Here is a 16,624-nt window from a genome sequence, read left to right as displayed (position 1 = left end):
ACGTGCCCTGCGGCCCCGTCGGCGCTTCGACCGGCGACGGGCCCGCGACGTGGTCAGAGTCGGCCGGTCGTGGCCTCGGTGGCCTGCCGTACGTCGCCGTCCGCGGCGTCCAGTGGCTGCCTGGGCGCCCATTGCCGCCGGAGCAGCGCGTGCGTGCGGTGGAAGAGGAAGGCCGCCATGGGCAGTTCGGCGCAGACGGCGAAGGCGAGGGACCCCCAGACGGCCGGGGTGCCCAGGGAGAGGGAGACGTCGAACCATGCGTCGCACACGAGGAGGACGGCGCTGGCCAGCGCGGGAATCACCACCGCCCGGTGACGCCGCTTGGCGAGGACGGCCGTCGTCGTCAGCGCCGTGAGCAGCAGTATGTCGAAACCGACCCAGGTCGCACGCCACGCGTGGACGCGGTAGTCGGACGGCAGCGTCACTCCGAGCAGCACCGTCCAGGGGACGAGGACCAGCGCGGACGCCGTGAGCAGCTCCACGACGTGCCTCCGGCGCCGCTCCTCCCGGGTGACGCGCCCGCGTCGCCCGGTGGGACCGGCTTTGGCCGGAAGAGGCGCGTCCGGGAAGGCGGCGACCGTCGCAGTGGTCGTGGTCGCCCGGCTCATCGCCGCGTCCGTCTGTCGGTTCCGCTCTCCAGGGGCGCCGGGTGCCGGGCCGCGACGCGACCGGTCGCGAACCAGCCGAGGACCGCCAGGAGCAGACCGACGAGGGCGTTCGAGAGATCACGGCTCAGCAGCATCACCGCGGCGGCCAGGTCGAGACCCACCGCGAGCAGGGCGAGCGCGCTGCGCTGCCGTGTACCCCGTGCTGCCGTGCCGGGCGCGGGGTGGCCGGAGCCACCGCGGAAGAGCCCAGGGGCGAAGTGGCTCATCGCGGCCGCCTTCGCCGTCCCGTACGACCGTTGTCCATGCCAGCCTCCAGAGCGCCCACGGATGTAGGCGACAACGGGCAGGTGATCCGCTCATATTTCCGGGAGCGGCGTCGATGGGTGGTATTCGGACGTGACATAAGGCACAGGACGGGGAGAAGGGGCGGGAATGCGGAAGCCCCCCGCCCTGTTACAACGAGCGTGACTGACATGCTCGGATCAATCCGGGGATGTCGGTGAAAGGAGCACCTCATGGCACGCAGCACCGCACGCCCCGTCGTCACCCTCAGGTCGACCGCCGGGACCGGCGTCACCTACGTGACGCGCAAGAACCGTCAGAACGACGCCGACCGGCTCGTCCTGCGCAAGTACGACCCGGTGGTCGGCAAGCACGTCGCGTTCCGGGAGGAGCGCTGACCCGGGCACCACACCACCGGACGCACGGCCACCAGGAAGGACATCGCATGAAGACCCGTATCCACCCCGAACTCCGCCCGGTCGTCTTCCGTGACCGTGCCGCCGACGTCGCCTTCCTCACGCGCTCGACCGCGGACTCCGCCCGGACGATCGAGTGGCAGGACGGCCACACCTACCCGCTCATCGACGTGGAGATCTCGTCGGCGAGCCACCCCTTCTACACCGGGACCTCGCGGGTCCTGGACACGGAGGGGCGAGTCGAGCGGTTCGAACGCCGCTACGGCCGTACGTCCGCGGCCCGCGCCTGACGCAGGCCCTCCGGCGCAGCGGCCCGTGCCCGACAGGCACACGGCGTGCCGCGGCCCGCGGCCCGCGCCGAAGAACGGTCTTCCGCACGTGGAGGAGAACAGAGCCATGAAGGTACGCAAGTCCCTGCGGTCACTCAAGTCGAAGCCCGGGGCCCAGGTGGTCCGCCGGCGCGGTGTGACGTTCGTGATCAACAAGAAGGATCCGCGTTTCAAGGCCCGCCAGGGCTGACGGAGCGCACACCGAACGGCCTGCCCGGCCTCCGTGGATCGCGGAGGCCGGGCAGCCGGGCGTCCGGGCCCGATGACGCCCGTGCCGCCCAACCGCCGGAATCGAGGACACCGTGCGCCGGCGTTCGCGTGCGCTTCCCCTGCTCAGGCGGCTGGAAACGCGCGAGGCGGTATGCAATTCCTGTGAATTTCCGGGGCACTTGAACGCGCCATGGCTCATCTCCGTATAGGGCCACGGGGATTTCGATGTCGAGCCGCTCACGACGCGCAGGAGTACTTCCTTGAGACGCAACACGCGCAGACGCCGACCCACGGGTGCACGGCGTGCGACCTCGCTGGCGATCGCCATGATGCTGGGCGGAGGTGGGCTCGTGGCCGTCAACGTCTACGCGTCGGCCACCGAGGGCGACTCCGGCCAGACGCAGGGGAGCGACGCCGACCACGTCCTCGCCTCCGGTGCCGCCACGATCGACTGTCCGGACGTCGGCGCCAAGCTGACGGACGTGCCGGAAGAGGCCAAGGCGGACGTGGACAAGGAACTCGCGCTCCTTGACCAGCAGATAGCCGAGGCCTACCAGCGGGTCCAGGAGTCGGCGCAGGCGCAGCAGCAGGACAACGGCTTCGCCGACAACGCGATCATGAACCCGCTGAAGGAGAAGCGGACGGCGACGATCGGGCGGATCGCCGACGCCATCGACCGCGTCGGAGACCGTCCCGAGGGACTGGACGAGCTCGCCGCCTGCACACTCCAGGCCTCGGGCAACAAGAACGGCGACGGCCAGGACGGGAACGGCGGCGACCAGAGCGGCCAGGACCAGAGCGCCGGCCAGGAACAGCCGGGCGGCCAGGACCAGAACGGCGGCCAGGACCAGGGCAACGGCCAGGCAGGCAACGGCGGTCAGGCGGGCAACGGCCCCGTGGCCGCCGACTACGCGGACATCAACTCCGTCCAGCCCAATGTGCAGAACCCGAACCCCGGCGGCGACGCCTCCCGCGGCACCTTCGCCACCAGCTGCGGCGTCAACGCCAACGGCCTGTTCAACTCGGACAACGTGATCGTGGCCCCCGGCGTCACCAACGGCGCGCACCACTTCCACGACTACGTCGGCAACCAGTCCAACAACGCCTTCGCCACCGACGACGACCTGGCGAACGCCGACACGACCTGCGAGAACCAGGGCGACAAGTCCACCTACTACTGGCCCGTGCTGCGCCTGCAGAACGGCACCCAGGAGCGGGACGCGGGCGCGCCCGGCGGCGGGACCGAGGGCAACGCCGGCAAGATCGTCACGCCCAAGCAGGTCACCCTGACCTTCGTGGGCAGCCCGCGCAGCAAGGTCACGGCCATGCCGCGACTGCTGCGCATCATCACCGGTGACGCCAAGGCCTTCGTCAACGGCCCCGGCAACGCCAACGCCTCGTGGAGCTGCACCGGCTCCGAGGACCGGCAGTTGAAGGACAAGTACCCGATCTGCCCGAAGGGCAGCGACGTGGTCCGCACCTTCAAGTTCCAGAGCTGCTGGGACGGTCAGAACATCGACAGCGCCAACCACCGTACGCACGTGGCGTTCGCCGCGGCCGACGGCAGCTGCGCGGGCGGCTTCCGGGCGATCCCGCAGCTGGTGCAGCGCATCGTGTACGACGTCGACGCGCCCAGCCTGGACGACGGCGGCAAGACCACCCCGCTGTTCGCGGTGGACTCGTTCCCCGAGCAGCTCCACAAGCCGGTCACCGACCACGGAGACTTCATCAACGTCTTCGACGAGGGCCTGATGCGGGAGATGGTCGACTGCATCAACGAGGGCCGCAAGTGCGGCGCCGGTACGGGCGGCGGGGACGAGCCCCCGCAGGACGACCCGGAGCCCACCCCCACCCAGACCGCCGACGACCCCGAGCCCACCCCGACCCAGACCGCCGACGACCCCGCCGACGGGAACGACAACGGGAACGGTGACGGGAACGGCACCGACGACCCGGGCAACGACACCGGGAACCCGGGCGGCGGCGACAACGGCGGTGACGACGCGTCGCAGCCCCCGGCCGACACCGGGACGGCGACCAGCGCACCGGCCGGCGGCGGCACGCACACCGACCACGGCAAGTCGGACGAGCCCGACACCAAGTCCGACACCGAGCCCACCGCCTCCCAGAGCGCCGGGGCCCCTGCCGACCAGGGCGACACGGACGACAACGGCGGCGCAGCGGGCGACTCCGGTCAGGCGCCCGCCACACAGGCGCCGGCTCCGTCGGCCGACGACCAGACCGAACCGCAGGCGGTGACGGGCGACCTCGCCGACACCGGGACGCAGCTGTGGCCGGCCGCGGTGGGAGGCCTCCTCGTGATCGGGGGCTTCGTCCTCCTCCGCCGTATCAGGCGCAGCTCCATGTGATCGCGCGCTGATCGAGCGCCGAGAACCGGGCGAGCCGGCTGCCCCGGGCAGCCGGCTCGCCCTGTCCGAAGCAGGACACGCGGCCTGTCGGTCCGTCTCCACCGGGCCGTTTCCGCACGAGCACCCCCGGTCCCGCGCCAGAACGTGCTGCTCAGGGTCTTGCCGCAGCCTCGATCGACTGGTCTCCTGTACCCCCGGTGATCGGTGACGCGTTCACCGCCCGGTTGCGCGCGCACCCGGCAGGAGCAGCAGACCAGGACGGGAACGGCGTGGAATCGACGGCTGGACAGAACGTACGGGACACCCTCCCCGAGGGACTGGGCACCGCCATACGCGACACCGCCGAGGACATAGCCGCGCTGCTGCGTCAGTGCACGGACATGGAGGGCCACGTCCCCGGTTCCGAGTGGACCGTGGGGGAGGCCGCGGCCCATCTGGCACAGGCCAACGAACTCATGGCCGACCTCGCCGCGGGAAACGCACGCCCTTACGGTGACGGCACACCGCAGAGCCTCGCCGCGGCCAACGAGCAGGCACTCGCCGCCTTCGACGAGCGCGCGGCCGAACCCCTGGCCGCCATGATCGTGGAGCAGGCCGACGCCTGCCTGAAGGCGCTCGACGAAGGCGCCGCGGACGGAACCGTCTTCACCCCGCTGGGCCCGATGAGCCCCGTGGTCCTGGGGTCCTACCTGCTCACGCACATGCTGGGCCACGGATACGACCTGGCCCGCGCCCTGCGCCGGCCCCACATGATCGACCGTGCCCGGGTCGGCCTGACCCTGCCGTTCATGCTCACGGTCATGCCACGGGTGACGGACACGGCCCGAACCACCGGGCTGACCGCCCGCTACGCGATCCGCCTCTGGGGCGGTGAACGGTTCGGTGTGACGTTGGACGACGGTGCGGTGTCCGTCGAGGCACAGCCGTCCGCCCGCCCGGACTGCACCATCCACATCGAACCGGTCACCTTCCTCCTGATGGCCCTCGGCCGCCGCGGCCAGGGAAGCGCCCTGTCCCAGGGCCGGATCCTCGTGACCGGTCGCAAACCCTGGCTCGCGCCGCGCTTCCCGGGCCTCTTCAAGGCGCCCTGAGAAGCCGCGACGCGCGCAGGCCCGTCCGGGGACGCCCCCGACGGGCGATGTCGGTGGGCTGTGTTTCACTCCCCGACCATGGACGAACGGCGCTTCGTACCGCGGCCCGAGGTGCTGGGCGAGCACCGAGCGGAGGACCGCGTTCTACTGGCTGACGGAGGGCGCCGATCCGGACCTCTGGCCCATCCTCGTCACGGACGACGCGTACGCGCACTGGCATCGGTTCGACGGGTCCACCGCACAGTTCGTCCACCGCATGCTCACCGACCCGCGGCACCCGTGCTCGACGGCGGTCCATTTCGACAGCCACTCGTTCACGCCGTACACGAGCCCGACGACGCGGGAGTGAGCGGCGGCGTCGCGGCTTGCGGCGGGCCGGGGCGTCGCGGCAGGGTTCCGCGGTATGGCTACCTTGCTGATCGTGCATCACACCCCCTCGCCCAACTGCCAGGCCCTGTTCGAGGCCGTCGTCTCCGGCGCGACGGCCCCGGAGATCGAGGGCGTCCGGGTGGTGCGGCGTGCGGCGCTGTCCGCCACGGCGGCCGACGTGCTGGCCGCCGACGCGTATCTGCTCGGCACGCCGGCGAATCTCGGCTACATGTCCGGGGCGCTGAAGCACTTCTTCGACCAGGTCTACTACCCCTGCCTGGACGAGACGCGGGGGCGGCCCTTCGGCTTCTGGGTGCACGGCGGCAATGACGTCACCGGCGCGGTGCGGGGCATCGAGTCGATCACCACGGGACTGGGCTGGCGACGTGCCGCCGAGCCGGTGAAGGTGACCGGGGAGCCGGCCAAGGCGGACACCGAGGCGTGCTGGGAACTCGGGGCGACGGTGGCGGCGGGCCTGATGGGCTGACTCCGGCCTGCTGCGTGAGCGGCGCCGCGGCCCACGGCGTCGCGCGTCCGCGTGTCGGGAGACAGCGTCCCGTGGAGTGGGGTACACTTGATCTTGAGCAGAACGCCTGAACCAACAGGCGTCCGGCCGTGCGTTGGTGGTCCAAGGAAAGACGTCCCGCTTCCTGCGGGGAGATGCAGGTGCAAGGCCTGCCCGGCGCTCCGATCCGAACCCCGCCCCCATCTGGGGGCGGGGTTCGTGCGTTTGCGCAACATCCTGCCGAGACGGCCGACTTCCCGGATCCCCTTGGGGCGCGGACGAGTTCCGCACCATGGCGGCGCGGCCGGCCAGCCCGTGTGGACTTCCCGGCCTCGACGACCACGGCGCGAACGTGATGCCGGTGCCGGGCACCGGATACGGCGCCGCGGACAGAGAATGCGTAAATACGGCTTTTGTGCTTATCGGTCCACTATGATCACTTGCACAGGCACACGCCACGTGGCGCCGCATGGTCGGCGCCACGTGCCGTGTCGTTGTCGGAGGCCCGGCCGGTCAGTGCTTGGCGGAGCGGCCCCCGTGTCCTGACGGCGGGCCTGCCTGCGCCTGTGACTTCACCTTCACCACGTCCACGTCACTCGCCCGGACGTACGCGAGCCGATGCCCGAACTGGATCTCGTAGTACGCCTCCTGGCCCTTGACGACCGGGCTCGGCTTGTCCTCGAAGGTCGACCGGTCGACGTACGAGCCGACCAGACGGGACTGCGTCACATACCGCTGGCCCGCGCGAAGCGTGTACGGCAGTGGGGACTCCTGAGGCTCCGGCACGCCCTCGGGGTAGGCGTCGTCCTCCGGGAGAGCGCGGCCGAACACCTCGACCTCCGAGAGGCCCTCCTTGGGAGTGACCATCTGGCCGCTCGCGCCGACGGCCGTGGGGTGATTCTTCGGATTCCTGAACCAGGCCTTGTTGCCCAGATACCAGATCGCCGTCCAGTCGCCGCTGCGGTCGGCGACCGCGTAGGTCTGGCCGGCGGAGACCCGTGAACCCAGGTCGTTGACGTCCTCCGTGGAGTCGTCGCCGTCCGGGCGCCGGCCGGGGTCCTGGATCAGCGGGGCGTCGTCGGCCGGCGCGGTGTGCAGGCGGACGGCGCTGGAACCGTGCGGCGCGCACGCCGCCCCGTCCTCCGTGCACCCCGTGAACCGCGGCCTGTGCGAGTCGAAGTCCGGGAGCACCATCACCATGTCGCTGTCCGGCCCTGCCGTGGCCTTCAGTGGTGCGCCGAGCAGGTCGAAGTAGTGCCGCCAGTCCCAGTAGGGACCCGGGTCGTCGTGCATGTCGGGGATGGAGTCGGCGGTCGGGGCGGGCACGTTGTCGTGTCCGAAGATGTGCTGCCGGTCCAGCGGGACGTGGTACTTCTTCGCGAGGTAGCGCACCAGTCGGGCCGAGGAGCGGTACATCTGCTCCGTGTACCAGGCGTCGGGCTGGGCGAGGAACCCCTCGTGCTCGATGCCGATCGACCGCCCGTTCACGAACTGACTGCCGGAGTGCCAGGCGGCGTCCTTGGTCTTGATGTGCTGGATGACATGGCCGTCACTGGAGCGGACCGAGTAGTGCCACGAGGCCTCCTCGGGATCCTGCACCGTCTGGAGCATGGACGTCAGAGGTGCTTCGGTGTCGTGGATGACGATGTAATCGATCTTCTGGTCCTTGGGCCGGTCGGCCAGATCGTGGTTGCCGTAGCTCTCGTCGTCGATCTCCGTGTACGGCGCGCTGAGCCAGGAGCACGACAGCTCCTTGGGGCACTCGACGTCCTTCGGGCGCTTGGCCCCGGCCGTGCTCGCCGCGTGGGGCCGCACATCAGGGCTGGCGGGGAGCGTGACGCGCTGCCCCGCGTCGGTGGTGCGGTGGGCGCCACTGCGGATCACGGCGAACACGTCGTTCGCGAAAGTGGCCGCCGCCTCGTCGTCGTCCGTGCCCGGGAACTCCGACACCGCCTCCCACCAGTCCGCCGGGTTGGCGCTGAGCGGCTTGCCGAGCTTGCGCTGGGCCGCGGCGAGCAGCGCCGCGCCGCCGCGGACGTTGTCGGAGGAGTCGGTCCGCAGCCGCTCCTCCGGAACCCCGATGAGGCGGGCGGCCTTGCGCAGGTCCGTCGGCTGGAGGGGGCCGCCGGGAGCGCTCGCCTGGGCCGAGGGCGGAGGCCCGGCCGCGACCACCCGGGGCCTGGTGGTCCCGTGGTACGGGGCCTGCGACTGGTGGACGTCCACCAGGTGCATGGGCCCGTAGCCGCCGCTGACGCTCGGCGCGCCCGGATGGGAGTCCCACCGGGACTGGAGGTACGACACGCCCATGAGCACGCTGCGCGGCACGCGGTACTCGTCCGCCGCGGTGGTGAAGTCGTTCTGCAGGCGCTGGTCCGCCGCCACCCCGTCGTCCGACGGGCCGGACAGCAGGGGGATGAGGAGTGGAGCCATCAACGCCGTCGACGCGGTCGCACAGACCATCCGACGGTGCCTGCGTACGGCAGTGGGGACACGAGGGGTAGAACGTTTCTTCACTGCGGGCGTCTCCAATGCTCGTCACAACCGGGACAGAGGACTTGCCGTTCTCGACACCCCCTGTACGTTTCCGTGCTTGGAGCGCCACGTCGCGCCAAGGGTCACCGGCGTGGACCAGCGGTCCGGCAGAGGCCACCCGGTCGGCGGCAGCACGAAGGCCCCGGCCGCGAGCGCGGCGCGGGGTCTCGTACGGCTGTCGCGGTGCGGTGCCGGCGGGGTGAGGGCTCAGTCCTCGACCGGGTCCACCTGCCAGTCGGGGTGCCCCGGCATCGGCGGGGTGTGCGAGCCGTGGAGCCATGGGGTCAGGAAGGGCTCCAGGTCCTGTCCGGCGGTCTCGGAGGCGAGGGCGACGAAGTCCTCGGTGCCGGCAGCCCGGTCCCGGTACTTCGTGACCCATGCCCGCTCGATCTTGTCGAAGGTCTCCTCGCCGACCTTCTCCCGAAGGGCGTAGAGCACCAGCGCCGAACCGTCGTAGCGCATCTGCTTGAACAGGGTCGGCGCGGTGGGCTCGGCGGGTGCGCCCGCGTCGTGCCGCCACTGGTCGTGCTGCTCGTACGCCAGCCGCATCGCGCCCTCGATGTCGGGGCCGCCGTGCGTCTCGGCGTACAGACGTTCGTAGAACCGGGCGTGTCCCTCGCTCAGCCACAGGTCCGACCAGCGCCGGATGGCGACGCTGTCGCCGGTCCATTGGTGGGCCAGTTCGTGCACGAGATTGCGCTCGGCCTCCGCCCGGTCGCCCAGCAGGTCGCCCTTCGGCACCACGGACAGCGACTGCGTCTCCAGCGCCGCCGGCAGATCGGTGTCCCCGACCAGTACGCCGTAGCGGTGGAAGGGGTACGGGCCGAGCCGCTCTTCCAGCCACTCCAGGTGTTCGGCGGTGAGTGAGCGGTACTCCTTGGTCCCGTCCACCAGGTCGTCCGGGACGGCGTCCCGCAGGGGCAGGCCGTGCGGTCCCGTGCTCTCGGCGAACGTGAACTTCCCGACCGCCATCTGGACCAGCTGCGGCGAGACCGGGTGCTCGGAGTCGTAGGTCCACCGCAGGCGTCCGTCGGGTTGCTGTGTCCGCTCGACGAGTCGGCCGTTGGCCACCGCGCCGAGGCCGGACGGTGTGGTGATCCGGAAGGTGACCGGGGCCCGCAGGCTGGGGTGGTCGTTCGACGGGAAGATCATCTTGGCGCCGTCCGGCTGGGCGAAGAGCAGGGTGCCGTCGGGTGTGGGCACCCAGCCGTAGGAGCCGACCGCGTCGCCGCGGTGCCGCTGCTGCGTCGGGTCGGCGGTGTAGGCGACCCGGACGGTGAACGCGCTGCCCTGGGGGATCGACTTCGCCGGGGTGACCACGAGCTCGTCGCCGTCGCGTACCGCCTTCGCCGCCAGGCCGTCCACCGTGACCGTGCGCAGAGTGTTGCCCGCGAAGTCGAGATCGAAGCGGGACAGGGCCTGCGTGGCGGTGGCGCTGATGGTGGCGACCGCTTCGAACGGCGTCCGCGGCGCCCGCCAGTCGAAGTCGAGCGCGTAGTGGCGGACCGTGTAGCCGCCGTTGCCCGCGAGGGGCATGAGGGGGTCGCCGATTCCGCGCGCGCCGGGAGAGGGGTCCGCCCCGGCCCTGGCGGCGGAGGGGCCGGGGGCGATGGCGCCGGGGGGATCGGAGGCGTGGCGGCCTTCGCCCGGGAGACCGATGAGGACGGTGGCCGCGGCGATCCCGACGGTGCTGCCCAGGGTGAGCACGAAGGCCGTACGACGGGTGCGCAGGCCCCGGACAGTGCGCTCCTCGCCGGCCGCCGGCTCCCGCTGCGGCCGGGTGCGCGCCGCTCTCATCGGAGCGTCCGACGGGCGTCCCGGGACGCGGACGCAGGTCGGCAGGCGCGGCCGCTCGTCGGTCGATGGACGCGCCTGCCGGTCGTCGGAGGCACTCGGCTCCCGGCCCCGGGGGCGGCTCCTGCTCGGGCCGTCGTGATCGTCATGGCCGCACTATGTCAGCAAGATGCGCCATAGACTCGTATGTCCTTATATCGCCCGCCCACACGGACTATTGAACGGCTGATCCCGGGGTGTCCGAAAGGGTTCCCGTGGCGCCCGGTGACATCCCTCACGCCGACTTCCCGCACTAGACGGGTCGGTTAGTAGATGCCCTGCGGGCGATATAGGCGACTTATCCCGCCGCAATCAGGCATACGGTGCAGGTGACGCCGAGCCATGTGCCCCACTCGGCCCCTTCGCGCCTTCCGTCCGGCCTGCGCGGCCTCCTGACGGATGGTCAGGGATTGCCGTGGTTGCGTGAGCCGACTCTGCACACCCGTGCGCTCAATTCAAGGACTCCCGGTGGTTACGAGGCCGGGTAGTAGTGACGCGCGTTGCCCTTGCCTCACACGGGTTTTAACAATGACGGCCCTACAGGGGCGTCTCCGCAGCTCAGGCACACCGCTCGTGCCGGGCCGACCCCACCAGTGACGCCCCGCGACCCCCGAGCGAGGCCCGAATGAGGAAGCACCGCAGGAAGACACGGCATCGGCAGATAACCGTCGCTGCCCTCGCGCTCGGCGCGCTGGCCGTGCCGACCGCCGCCATGGCATGCTGGGACGACCAGGGAACCCGGACCGTCGGCTCCGCCGGTCGGTGGCAGGACGTGGCCGACAGCCAAGGGCTCTGGCTGGACGCGGCCCACCGGGGGCAGTGGCAGAGCCAGGACCTGACCTCGTCGTCGGCGACGCCGACCACACAGGCGCCCAGTGCCCCTGCTGCCACGGCACCGTCGGCGCCCGAGACGCACAAGGCGAAGAAGGCGCACGCCGGGCACAAGACGTGGCACAGGAAGTGGCACAAGGCGTCCGCTTCGCACAGGTCCGCGGCCCCCACGGCATCCGCGCCGGCGAAGCCCGCCACGCCCCAGGCGCCCACGCCGACGAAGCCCACCACGCCCAAGCCGTCGAGCTCCGCGCCGTCCACCTCGACGCCCTCCGCCTCGACGCCGCCCTCTTCGGCACCGAGCACCTCGGCTCCCGCGTCCAGTGCCGTGGCCCGCGTCGTGGCCCTGGTCAACAGCGAGCGCAGCAAGGCCGGCTGCTCCGCGCTGACCCTGAACGCGAAGCTCTCGAAGGCCGCCCAGGCCCACAGCGCGGACATGGCGAGCCACCAGAACATGTCGCACACCGGCTCCGACGGCTCGGACCCGGGCCAGCGGATCACGAGCGCCGGTTACAGCTGGAGCTCCTACGGCGAGAACGTCGCCTACGGGTACTCCACCCCCGAGCAGGTCATGGCGGGTTGGATGTCCAGCCCCGGCCACCGGGAGAACATCCTGAACTGCTCCTTCAAGGAGATCGGCGTCGGTCTCGCGCAGCCCGGCGACTACTGGACGCAGGACTTCGGCACGGCCCGCTGACCGTACCGGCTCCCGCGCCGGACGAGGCCTTCCCCGTCCTCTCCACCCGCATCGGCCCCGACCGGTTCACCGGCCGGGGCCGGGCCGTGCCCGCGCGAGCGGCGTGCCGCGGGCGTACGAGAAACCGCGGGCGTACGAGAAACCGCGGGCGTACGAGAGACAAGGACGTGCCGAGGCGCGACCGACCCCGTGTCAGTCCCGCCCGGGCCCGTTCGGCACCGGACGGCCCGTGAAGGCGTCCAGGAGGACACGGTCGCCGACCGGCCGCGCCAGCCGCACGGTCACCTCTTCGGCGCGCAGGTCACGGGTGCACGGACCCTCCCGCGTGCCCACGACGGACGCGTACAGCACCACGCTTCCGTCGGTCTCCAGGGCGTGGACGGCCGGGCCGTCGTCACAGGAACCGTGGTGGGCCAGCACGGTCACCGACCGGCCGTCCCCGGCCACCTCGACCAGTCGCCCCAGGGCGGCCAGGACGCTGTCGGGCACTGCCCGGCTCGGTTCGACGGGCGACTTGGGTACCTGCTCCGAGCCGACGGCGGCCCGCTTGAGCGGAGTGTCGTATCCCTTCAAGGTGAACAGCCAGGCGGGGACGGTCGCGGGCCCACGGCTCGTGGTCAGCGTCATGCGGCCCGACTTCGCCCCGGTCACGGTCAGACGAGGTCCGTCGTTGCTGCCGCGGGCCACGGTCTCGTACGCCTCGCGAGCCGACATGAGCGGCAGGTCGAGCGAGGCTCCGCCGTCCCATTCCACCCTGCCCCGCTTGTCCGGGGACGCGGGCAGCTCGGTGCGCAGGACGAAGTTCCGGGTGGTGAAGGCGATCTTGTCGGCGTTGTCGTGGAATGCGCCCTCGGGGAGCTGGACCTCGTCCGTCATCGCGTAGTAGCCCTTGCGCCACGTCTCGGCGGCCTGTGAACCGTCCCAGGCCTCGGCGACCTGACGGGCACGGGTCCGCGCGTACGGGTCCGTGCCGACGGCGTTGTCGCCGGCCTTCTCGCTCCCGCATCCCGCTGCCGCTGCGGCCGCGGCGACGAGCAGGGAGAGCAGGACGAGTAGATCGACGGTGCGCGTGGTCCTCGTACGCATGGGTCCCCCTGGTGCTGTCGGTGACGGGCGGAGAGTGTGCGGCGCGGCGTCACGACCGTGCCGCTCCTGTGACGCCCGGCTCCCCGGTGTCGTTCGTGCCGTGGAGGGGCCGGCCGGCTCCGTTGCCGCATCGTGACCGTGCCCGGGCTCCCGGCGGCCTCCGCCCCCTGCGCGGTGCACACATGTGCCCCCGAAGGACGGCGGACTGCTTCTAGAGTTTCCCGGGATGTCGGCTGTTTCGAGGAGGCGGGAAACCTTGAACTCTCGTGTGCGGGCCCGAGTTTCGGCCTATGCCCTGGTGGTGCAGGACGAGCGGTTGTTGCTGACCCGCCTGTCCGACGCCTCTCCGGTCTTCGCCCCGGGACTGTGGCACCTCCCCGGCGGAGGGATCGACCCGGGGGAGCAGCCGGATGAGGCCCTGGCCCGGGAGCTCCTGGAGGAGACGGGCCTCCAGCCGGCCGATGCCCGGCTGATCGACGCCCGGACCTATCTGGTCCACCGAAACGACGTGGACTGGAACCTGGTGTCCCTCTTCTACGCCGTGACGGTGAAGGAGGGCGCAGCGCGGGTGGTCGAGGTCGCCGGATCCACCGACCAGGTGCGGTGGATCCCCCTGCGCGACCTGCGGGAGGCCGCGCTGACCCCGGCGGCCGTGGACGGCCTCCGCATGCTGCGTGAAGGCCCCCTGGCCGCCGGATGAGCCGTGCCCCGGGCGAACCGCGGTCCTCGGCGACAGTCGTGGAACCGCGGTCCTCGGCGCGGTCGTGGCGGTACTCGTCGAGGGTGTCCGGGGCCCGCGTGCCCCAGGCCCGCGTGCCCCAGGCCCGCGCTGTCCTGGCCCGGTCACGCGGTGCGCAGGGTGCTCTTGGCGAGCTCGAACGCCGGGAGCATCGCCTCGTGCTCCGCGGTGTCCATGCCTCCGAGATGCAGGACGACCGGGCCGTCCGCCGTGGTGACGGCGAGGGCGCGTTCCTTCTTCGTCTCGTCGAGCGCCTCGCTCGTGTAGAGGTACTCCACCTCGGTGCCGCTGAGGCCACCGGCCTCGAACGGACGGTACTTCGCCTTGCTCGCCCCGTCCTCGGCCGCCACGAACTCCTCCAGCACGGTCCGTGCCGTGGCGTCGCCCGGCTTGCCGGTCCAGACACGGAGGTAGCCGATGTTGCCGGCGGGCTTGGCGTCGACCTCGCAGGCGGCGGTGACGGGTCCCTGGTGCAGAAGGGCGTCGGCGATCTCCGAAGCCAGGTCGTCCTCACCGTCGCCGGACGCGGAGGCCTTGTCCTCGGCCGCGCCGGCGTCGACGGCCTTCGCCTTCCAGTCCTCGGCGATGTCGAAGGTGACCGGGAGCTCGCAGGGCGACCCCGCCGCACCGATGGTGCCGCCGCTCTTCGCCGTCCTCGCGTCGCCACCGGTGGCCCTCGCGGACGCCGTCGCGGTCGTCGACGCCTTCGGGTCGTCGTCGGTCCCCTCGGAGCACCCGGTCAACACCCCGGCCAGCAACGCCACATGTGCCGCAGCACCCCACGCCTTCACAGCCCCGCCCCGCACGTCCGTCTCCCCTCTCGCCACAGAGGGGACAATCTAACGGAGGGTTCCGGACAGGTCGTACGGGGTGGTGCGCAGTGCTCCGGCGTCGGTCCCGGCCCCGGAGCGCACCGTGCGGTGTCCCACCCGTGAACGCCACCGGCACGCCGGCGGCGTTCGCCACACCGAGCGCCGTCGCGCTCGTCTTCCGGACCCGAGGAGGCCGCCTCTGCGTACCCGAAGCCGGAAAATCGCGGTGCCCGCTCACGCGGCTCCGACTACGGTCTGCGGATGAGGAGTTTTGCGGCGGCCGAGGACCTGTCGGCGGTGGTGCGCGAGGCGCTGGGGGAGGACTGCCGGATCGTCGGCGCCGACCGCCTGCGCGGGGGCAGTAAGAAGGGCGTCTACCGGGTGCGGCTCGCCGGGGCCGGCACGGCGAGCGTGATCGTCTACAGCTGGGCCCAGGAGGAGAACTTCTGGCCGGGTACGTCCGACGACGACGGGGCCGACCCCTTCGCGCCGGCCTCCGGACTGGTGCCCTTCCTGTCCGCGCAGCGCGAGCTCTCGGAGATCGGAGCGTGCGTTCCGCGCGTGCTGTGGGCGGACGGCAGCGGACGGCGACACGGGGCGGACGTCGCCGTCGTCGAGGACATTCCCGGCGGCACCCTGGAAGCGCTCTTCGAAACCGACCCCGCTCGTGCGGCGACCGCGCTGGACCACCTGGCCGGCACCGTTCGGCTGATGCACCGTCACCAGGCGCCCCGGTACGGAAGAGTGGACCTGCTGGAGCGCGGCGGCGTCTCCCTCGGGGACTCCTGCGAGCAGGTGGTACTCGACCGGGCCCTGCGCGACCTGGACGAGGCGGCGGGCCGGGACGCCAGGATCGAGTCCGTACGCACCCGGCTCGACGACCGGTTGCGGGAGTTGCGCGCGCTGGTGGCACCCCGTGGCGAATTCGGTCTGATCCACGGCGAACTCGGCCCCGACCACGTCCTGGTGAACGCGGAGGGGCAGGCGGTCCTCATCGACATCGAGGGCCTGATGTTCTTCGACATCGAGTGGGAGCACGTCTTCCTGAGCCTCCGCTTCGGCGAGCGCTACCCGGCGCTTGCCCGGCCGGGCCTCGACCGGCGACGTCTCGACCTCTACACGACGGCGATGCGGCTCTCCCTCGTCGCCGGCCCCCTCCGCCTGCTCGACGGCGACTTCCCCGACCGTGAGTTCATGCGGGGGATCGCGGAGCACAACCTCCAAGAGACGCTTGCTCTGCTTCCCTAGGGCCCGATGCCGACGACCGGACCCCGCGCGGGCGACGCGTTCTCGGCCGGATCTCTCGTCGCACCGATGAATCCGGACTCCCGCGCCGGTCATGACCAAGAGGGCATGTCCTGTCGACCAAGGGAGATCATCATGCGGCAGCCGACACCTCACGGCGCACTGCGACGGCTGGACGTCCTCGTCGGTGCGTGGGACATGTGGGCGGACGGCCGCAGCGTCGGCCCGGTCCGGACCGAATTCGCCTGGCTGGAGGGCGGGGCCTTTCTCGCCCAGCGTGTGGACGTGACCGCCGACTCGGCCCTGCCCGGGCCGTGGGAGGCCGCCGCGCCCTTCCCCACCGTGTCCCTGACCGGCTACGACGACACGACCGACGACTTCACCACGTTGTACGCCGACGGCCGTGGCGTCGGCCGTGTCTACCGGACGAGCCTGAGTGACGGCGTATGGACCCAGCGGCGCGCCGCACCCGGCTTCCACCAGCGGTTCAACGCCACCTTCAGCGACGGGGGCGACACGATCGCGGGCGGCTGGGAGCGGTCGAAGGACGGCGAGCTCTGGAAGCCTGACTTCGACGTGACGTACACGCGCGTCGGAACATCCCCGCGCGCCTGAGCCACCGTGATCGCGGTGACGGTGTGCGGCCGGCGTGCGGGCCGGCCGCGCGCAT

Annotated in this window: 16 protein-coding genes; 10 read left to right on the top strand and 6 right to left on the bottom strand. The window is 71.5% G+C overall.

The window, feature by feature from the left end; all coding sequences use genetic code 11:
- Positions 1–53: 53 nt before the first annotated feature.
- Both ABEB03_RS11280 and ABEB03_RS11275 read right to left on the bottom strand, forming a co-directional pair.
- Entirely contained in the window at positions 54–608 is a 555-nt protein-coding gene (locus ABEB03_RS11280; RefSeq protein WP_345645629.1) for a hypothetical protein, read from the bottom strand.
- The gene (locus ABEB03_RS11275) at positions 605–874 is read right to left on the bottom strand and encodes a hypothetical protein (RefSeq protein WP_345645626.1); all 270 of its coding nucleotides are present in this window, start codon (positions 872–874) and stop codon (positions 605–607) included. Before ABEB03_RS11275 ends, ABEB03_RS11280 begins: the two co-directional genes overlap by 4 nt.
- Positions 875–1,123: 249 nt before the next feature.
- On the opposite strand from ABEB03_RS11275, the gene rpmG reads away from it, so the two are divergent.
- The 6 genes from rpmG to ABEB03_RS11245 all read left to right on the top strand — a co-directional run bounded on the left by rpmG (position 1,124) and on the right by ABEB03_RS11245 (position 6,161).
- Positions 1,124–1,288 (top strand): 50S ribosomal protein L33, encoded by a 165-nt coding sequence (gene rpmG, locus ABEB03_RS11270; RefSeq protein ID WP_345645623.1) that lies wholly within the window; start codon positions 1,124–1,126, stop codon positions 1,286–1,288.
- A 47-nt stretch (positions 1,289–1,335) separates the two neighbouring features.
- Positions 1,336–1,596 (top strand): type B 50S ribosomal protein L31, encoded by a 261-nt coding sequence (locus ABEB03_RS11265; protein ID WP_345645619.1) that lies wholly within the window; start codon positions 1,336–1,338, stop codon positions 1,594–1,596.
- A 106-nt stretch (positions 1,597–1,702) separates the two neighbouring features.
- Positions 1,703–1,825: a type B 50S ribosomal protein L36 gene (ykgO, locus tag ABEB03_RS11260; protein ID WP_028801377.1), complete on the top strand. Its 123-nt coding sequence runs from the start codon at positions 1,703–1,705 to the stop codon at positions 1,823–1,825.
- Positions 1,826–2,174: 349 nt separating this feature from the next.
- Positions 2,175–4,214 (top strand): DUF1996 domain-containing protein, encoded by a 2,040-nt coding sequence (locus ABEB03_RS11255; protein ID WP_345645992.1) that lies wholly within the window; start codon positions 2,175–2,177, stop codon positions 4,212–4,214.
- 269 nt (positions 4,215–4,483) lie between these two features.
- Positions 4,484–5,305, top strand: a complete 822-nt coding sequence (locus ABEB03_RS11250) for a maleylpyruvate isomerase family mycothiol-dependent enzyme (protein WP_345645601.1) — start codon at positions 4,484–4,486, stop codon at positions 5,303–5,305.
- A 403-nt stretch (positions 5,306–5,708) separates the two neighbouring features.
- Positions 5,709–6,161 (top strand): flavodoxin family protein, encoded by a 453-nt coding sequence (locus ABEB03_RS11245; protein WP_345645598.1) that lies wholly within the window; start codon positions 5,709–5,711, stop codon positions 6,159–6,161.
- A 531-nt stretch (positions 6,162–6,692) separates the two neighbouring features.
- Here the strand turns inward: ABEB03_RS11245 and ABEB03_RS11240 are convergent.
- Together ABEB03_RS11240 and ABEB03_RS11235 are read right to left on the bottom strand one after the other, a co-directional pair.
- On the bottom strand, positions 6,693–8,639 hold the full coding sequence (locus ABEB03_RS11240; protein ID WP_425589218.1) for an N-acetylmuramoyl-L-alanine amidase: 1,947 nt from the start codon (positions 8,637–8,639) through the stop codon (positions 6,693–6,695).
- A gap of 279 nt (positions 8,640–8,918) precedes the next feature.
- Entirely contained in the window at positions 8,919–10,508 is a 1,590-nt protein-coding gene (locus ABEB03_RS11235) for a M1 family metallopeptidase (RefSeq protein ID WP_345645592.1), read from the bottom strand.
- A 661-nt stretch (positions 10,509–11,169) separates the two neighbouring features.
- Between ABEB03_RS11235 and ABEB03_RS11230 the strand changes: the two genes are divergently transcribed.
- On the top strand, positions 11,170–12,072 hold the full coding sequence (locus ABEB03_RS11230; RefSeq protein WP_345645589.1) for a CAP domain-containing protein: 903 nt from the start codon (positions 11,170–11,172) through the stop codon (positions 12,070–12,072).
- Positions 12,073–12,264: 192 nt separating this feature from the next.
- Here ABEB03_RS11230 and ABEB03_RS11225 read toward each other — a convergent pair whose 3' ends face one another.
- Positions 12,265–13,158, bottom strand: coding sequence for a hypothetical protein (locus ABEB03_RS11225; RefSeq protein WP_345645586.1), 894 nt, complete (start codon positions 13,156–13,158; stop codon positions 12,265–12,267).
- A gap of 256 nt (positions 13,159–13,414) precedes the next feature.
- Between ABEB03_RS11225 and ABEB03_RS11220 the strand changes: the two genes are divergently transcribed.
- A complete protein-coding gene (locus tag ABEB03_RS11220) occupies positions 13,415–13,858 on the top strand; it encodes an NUDIX hydrolase (RefSeq protein ID WP_345645582.1) in 444 nt (147 codons plus the stop codon).
- A 143-nt stretch (positions 13,859–14,001) separates the two neighbouring features.
- Here the strand turns inward: ABEB03_RS11220 and ABEB03_RS11215 are convergent, their stop codons facing one another.
- On the bottom strand, positions 14,002–14,703 hold the full coding sequence (locus tag ABEB03_RS11215; protein WP_345645577.1) for a lipoprotein: 702 nt from the start codon (positions 14,701–14,703) through the stop codon (positions 14,002–14,004).
- Between the two features lie 267 nt (positions 14,704–14,970).
- Between ABEB03_RS11215 and ABEB03_RS11210 the strand changes: the two genes are divergently transcribed.
- Complete coding sequence (locus ABEB03_RS11210) at positions 14,971–15,957, top strand: phosphotransferase family protein (protein ID WP_345645573.1); 987 nt, start codon at positions 14,971–14,973, stop codon at positions 15,955–15,957.
- Positions 15,958–16,089: 132 nt separating this feature from the next.
- Entirely contained in the window at positions 16,090–16,569 is a 480-nt protein-coding gene (locus ABEB03_RS11205) for a hypothetical protein (protein ID WP_345645570.1), read from the top strand.
- Positions 16,570–16,624 lie beyond the last annotated feature (55 nt).

The organism is Streptomyces siamensis, from assembly GCF_039543605.1.
In the GTDB taxonomy this organism is placed as follows: Bacteria; Actinomycetota; Actinomycetes; order Streptomycetales; family Streptomycetaceae; genus Streptomyces; species Streptomyces siamensis.
This window is presented reverse-complemented; position numbering and strand designations above follow the sequence as displayed.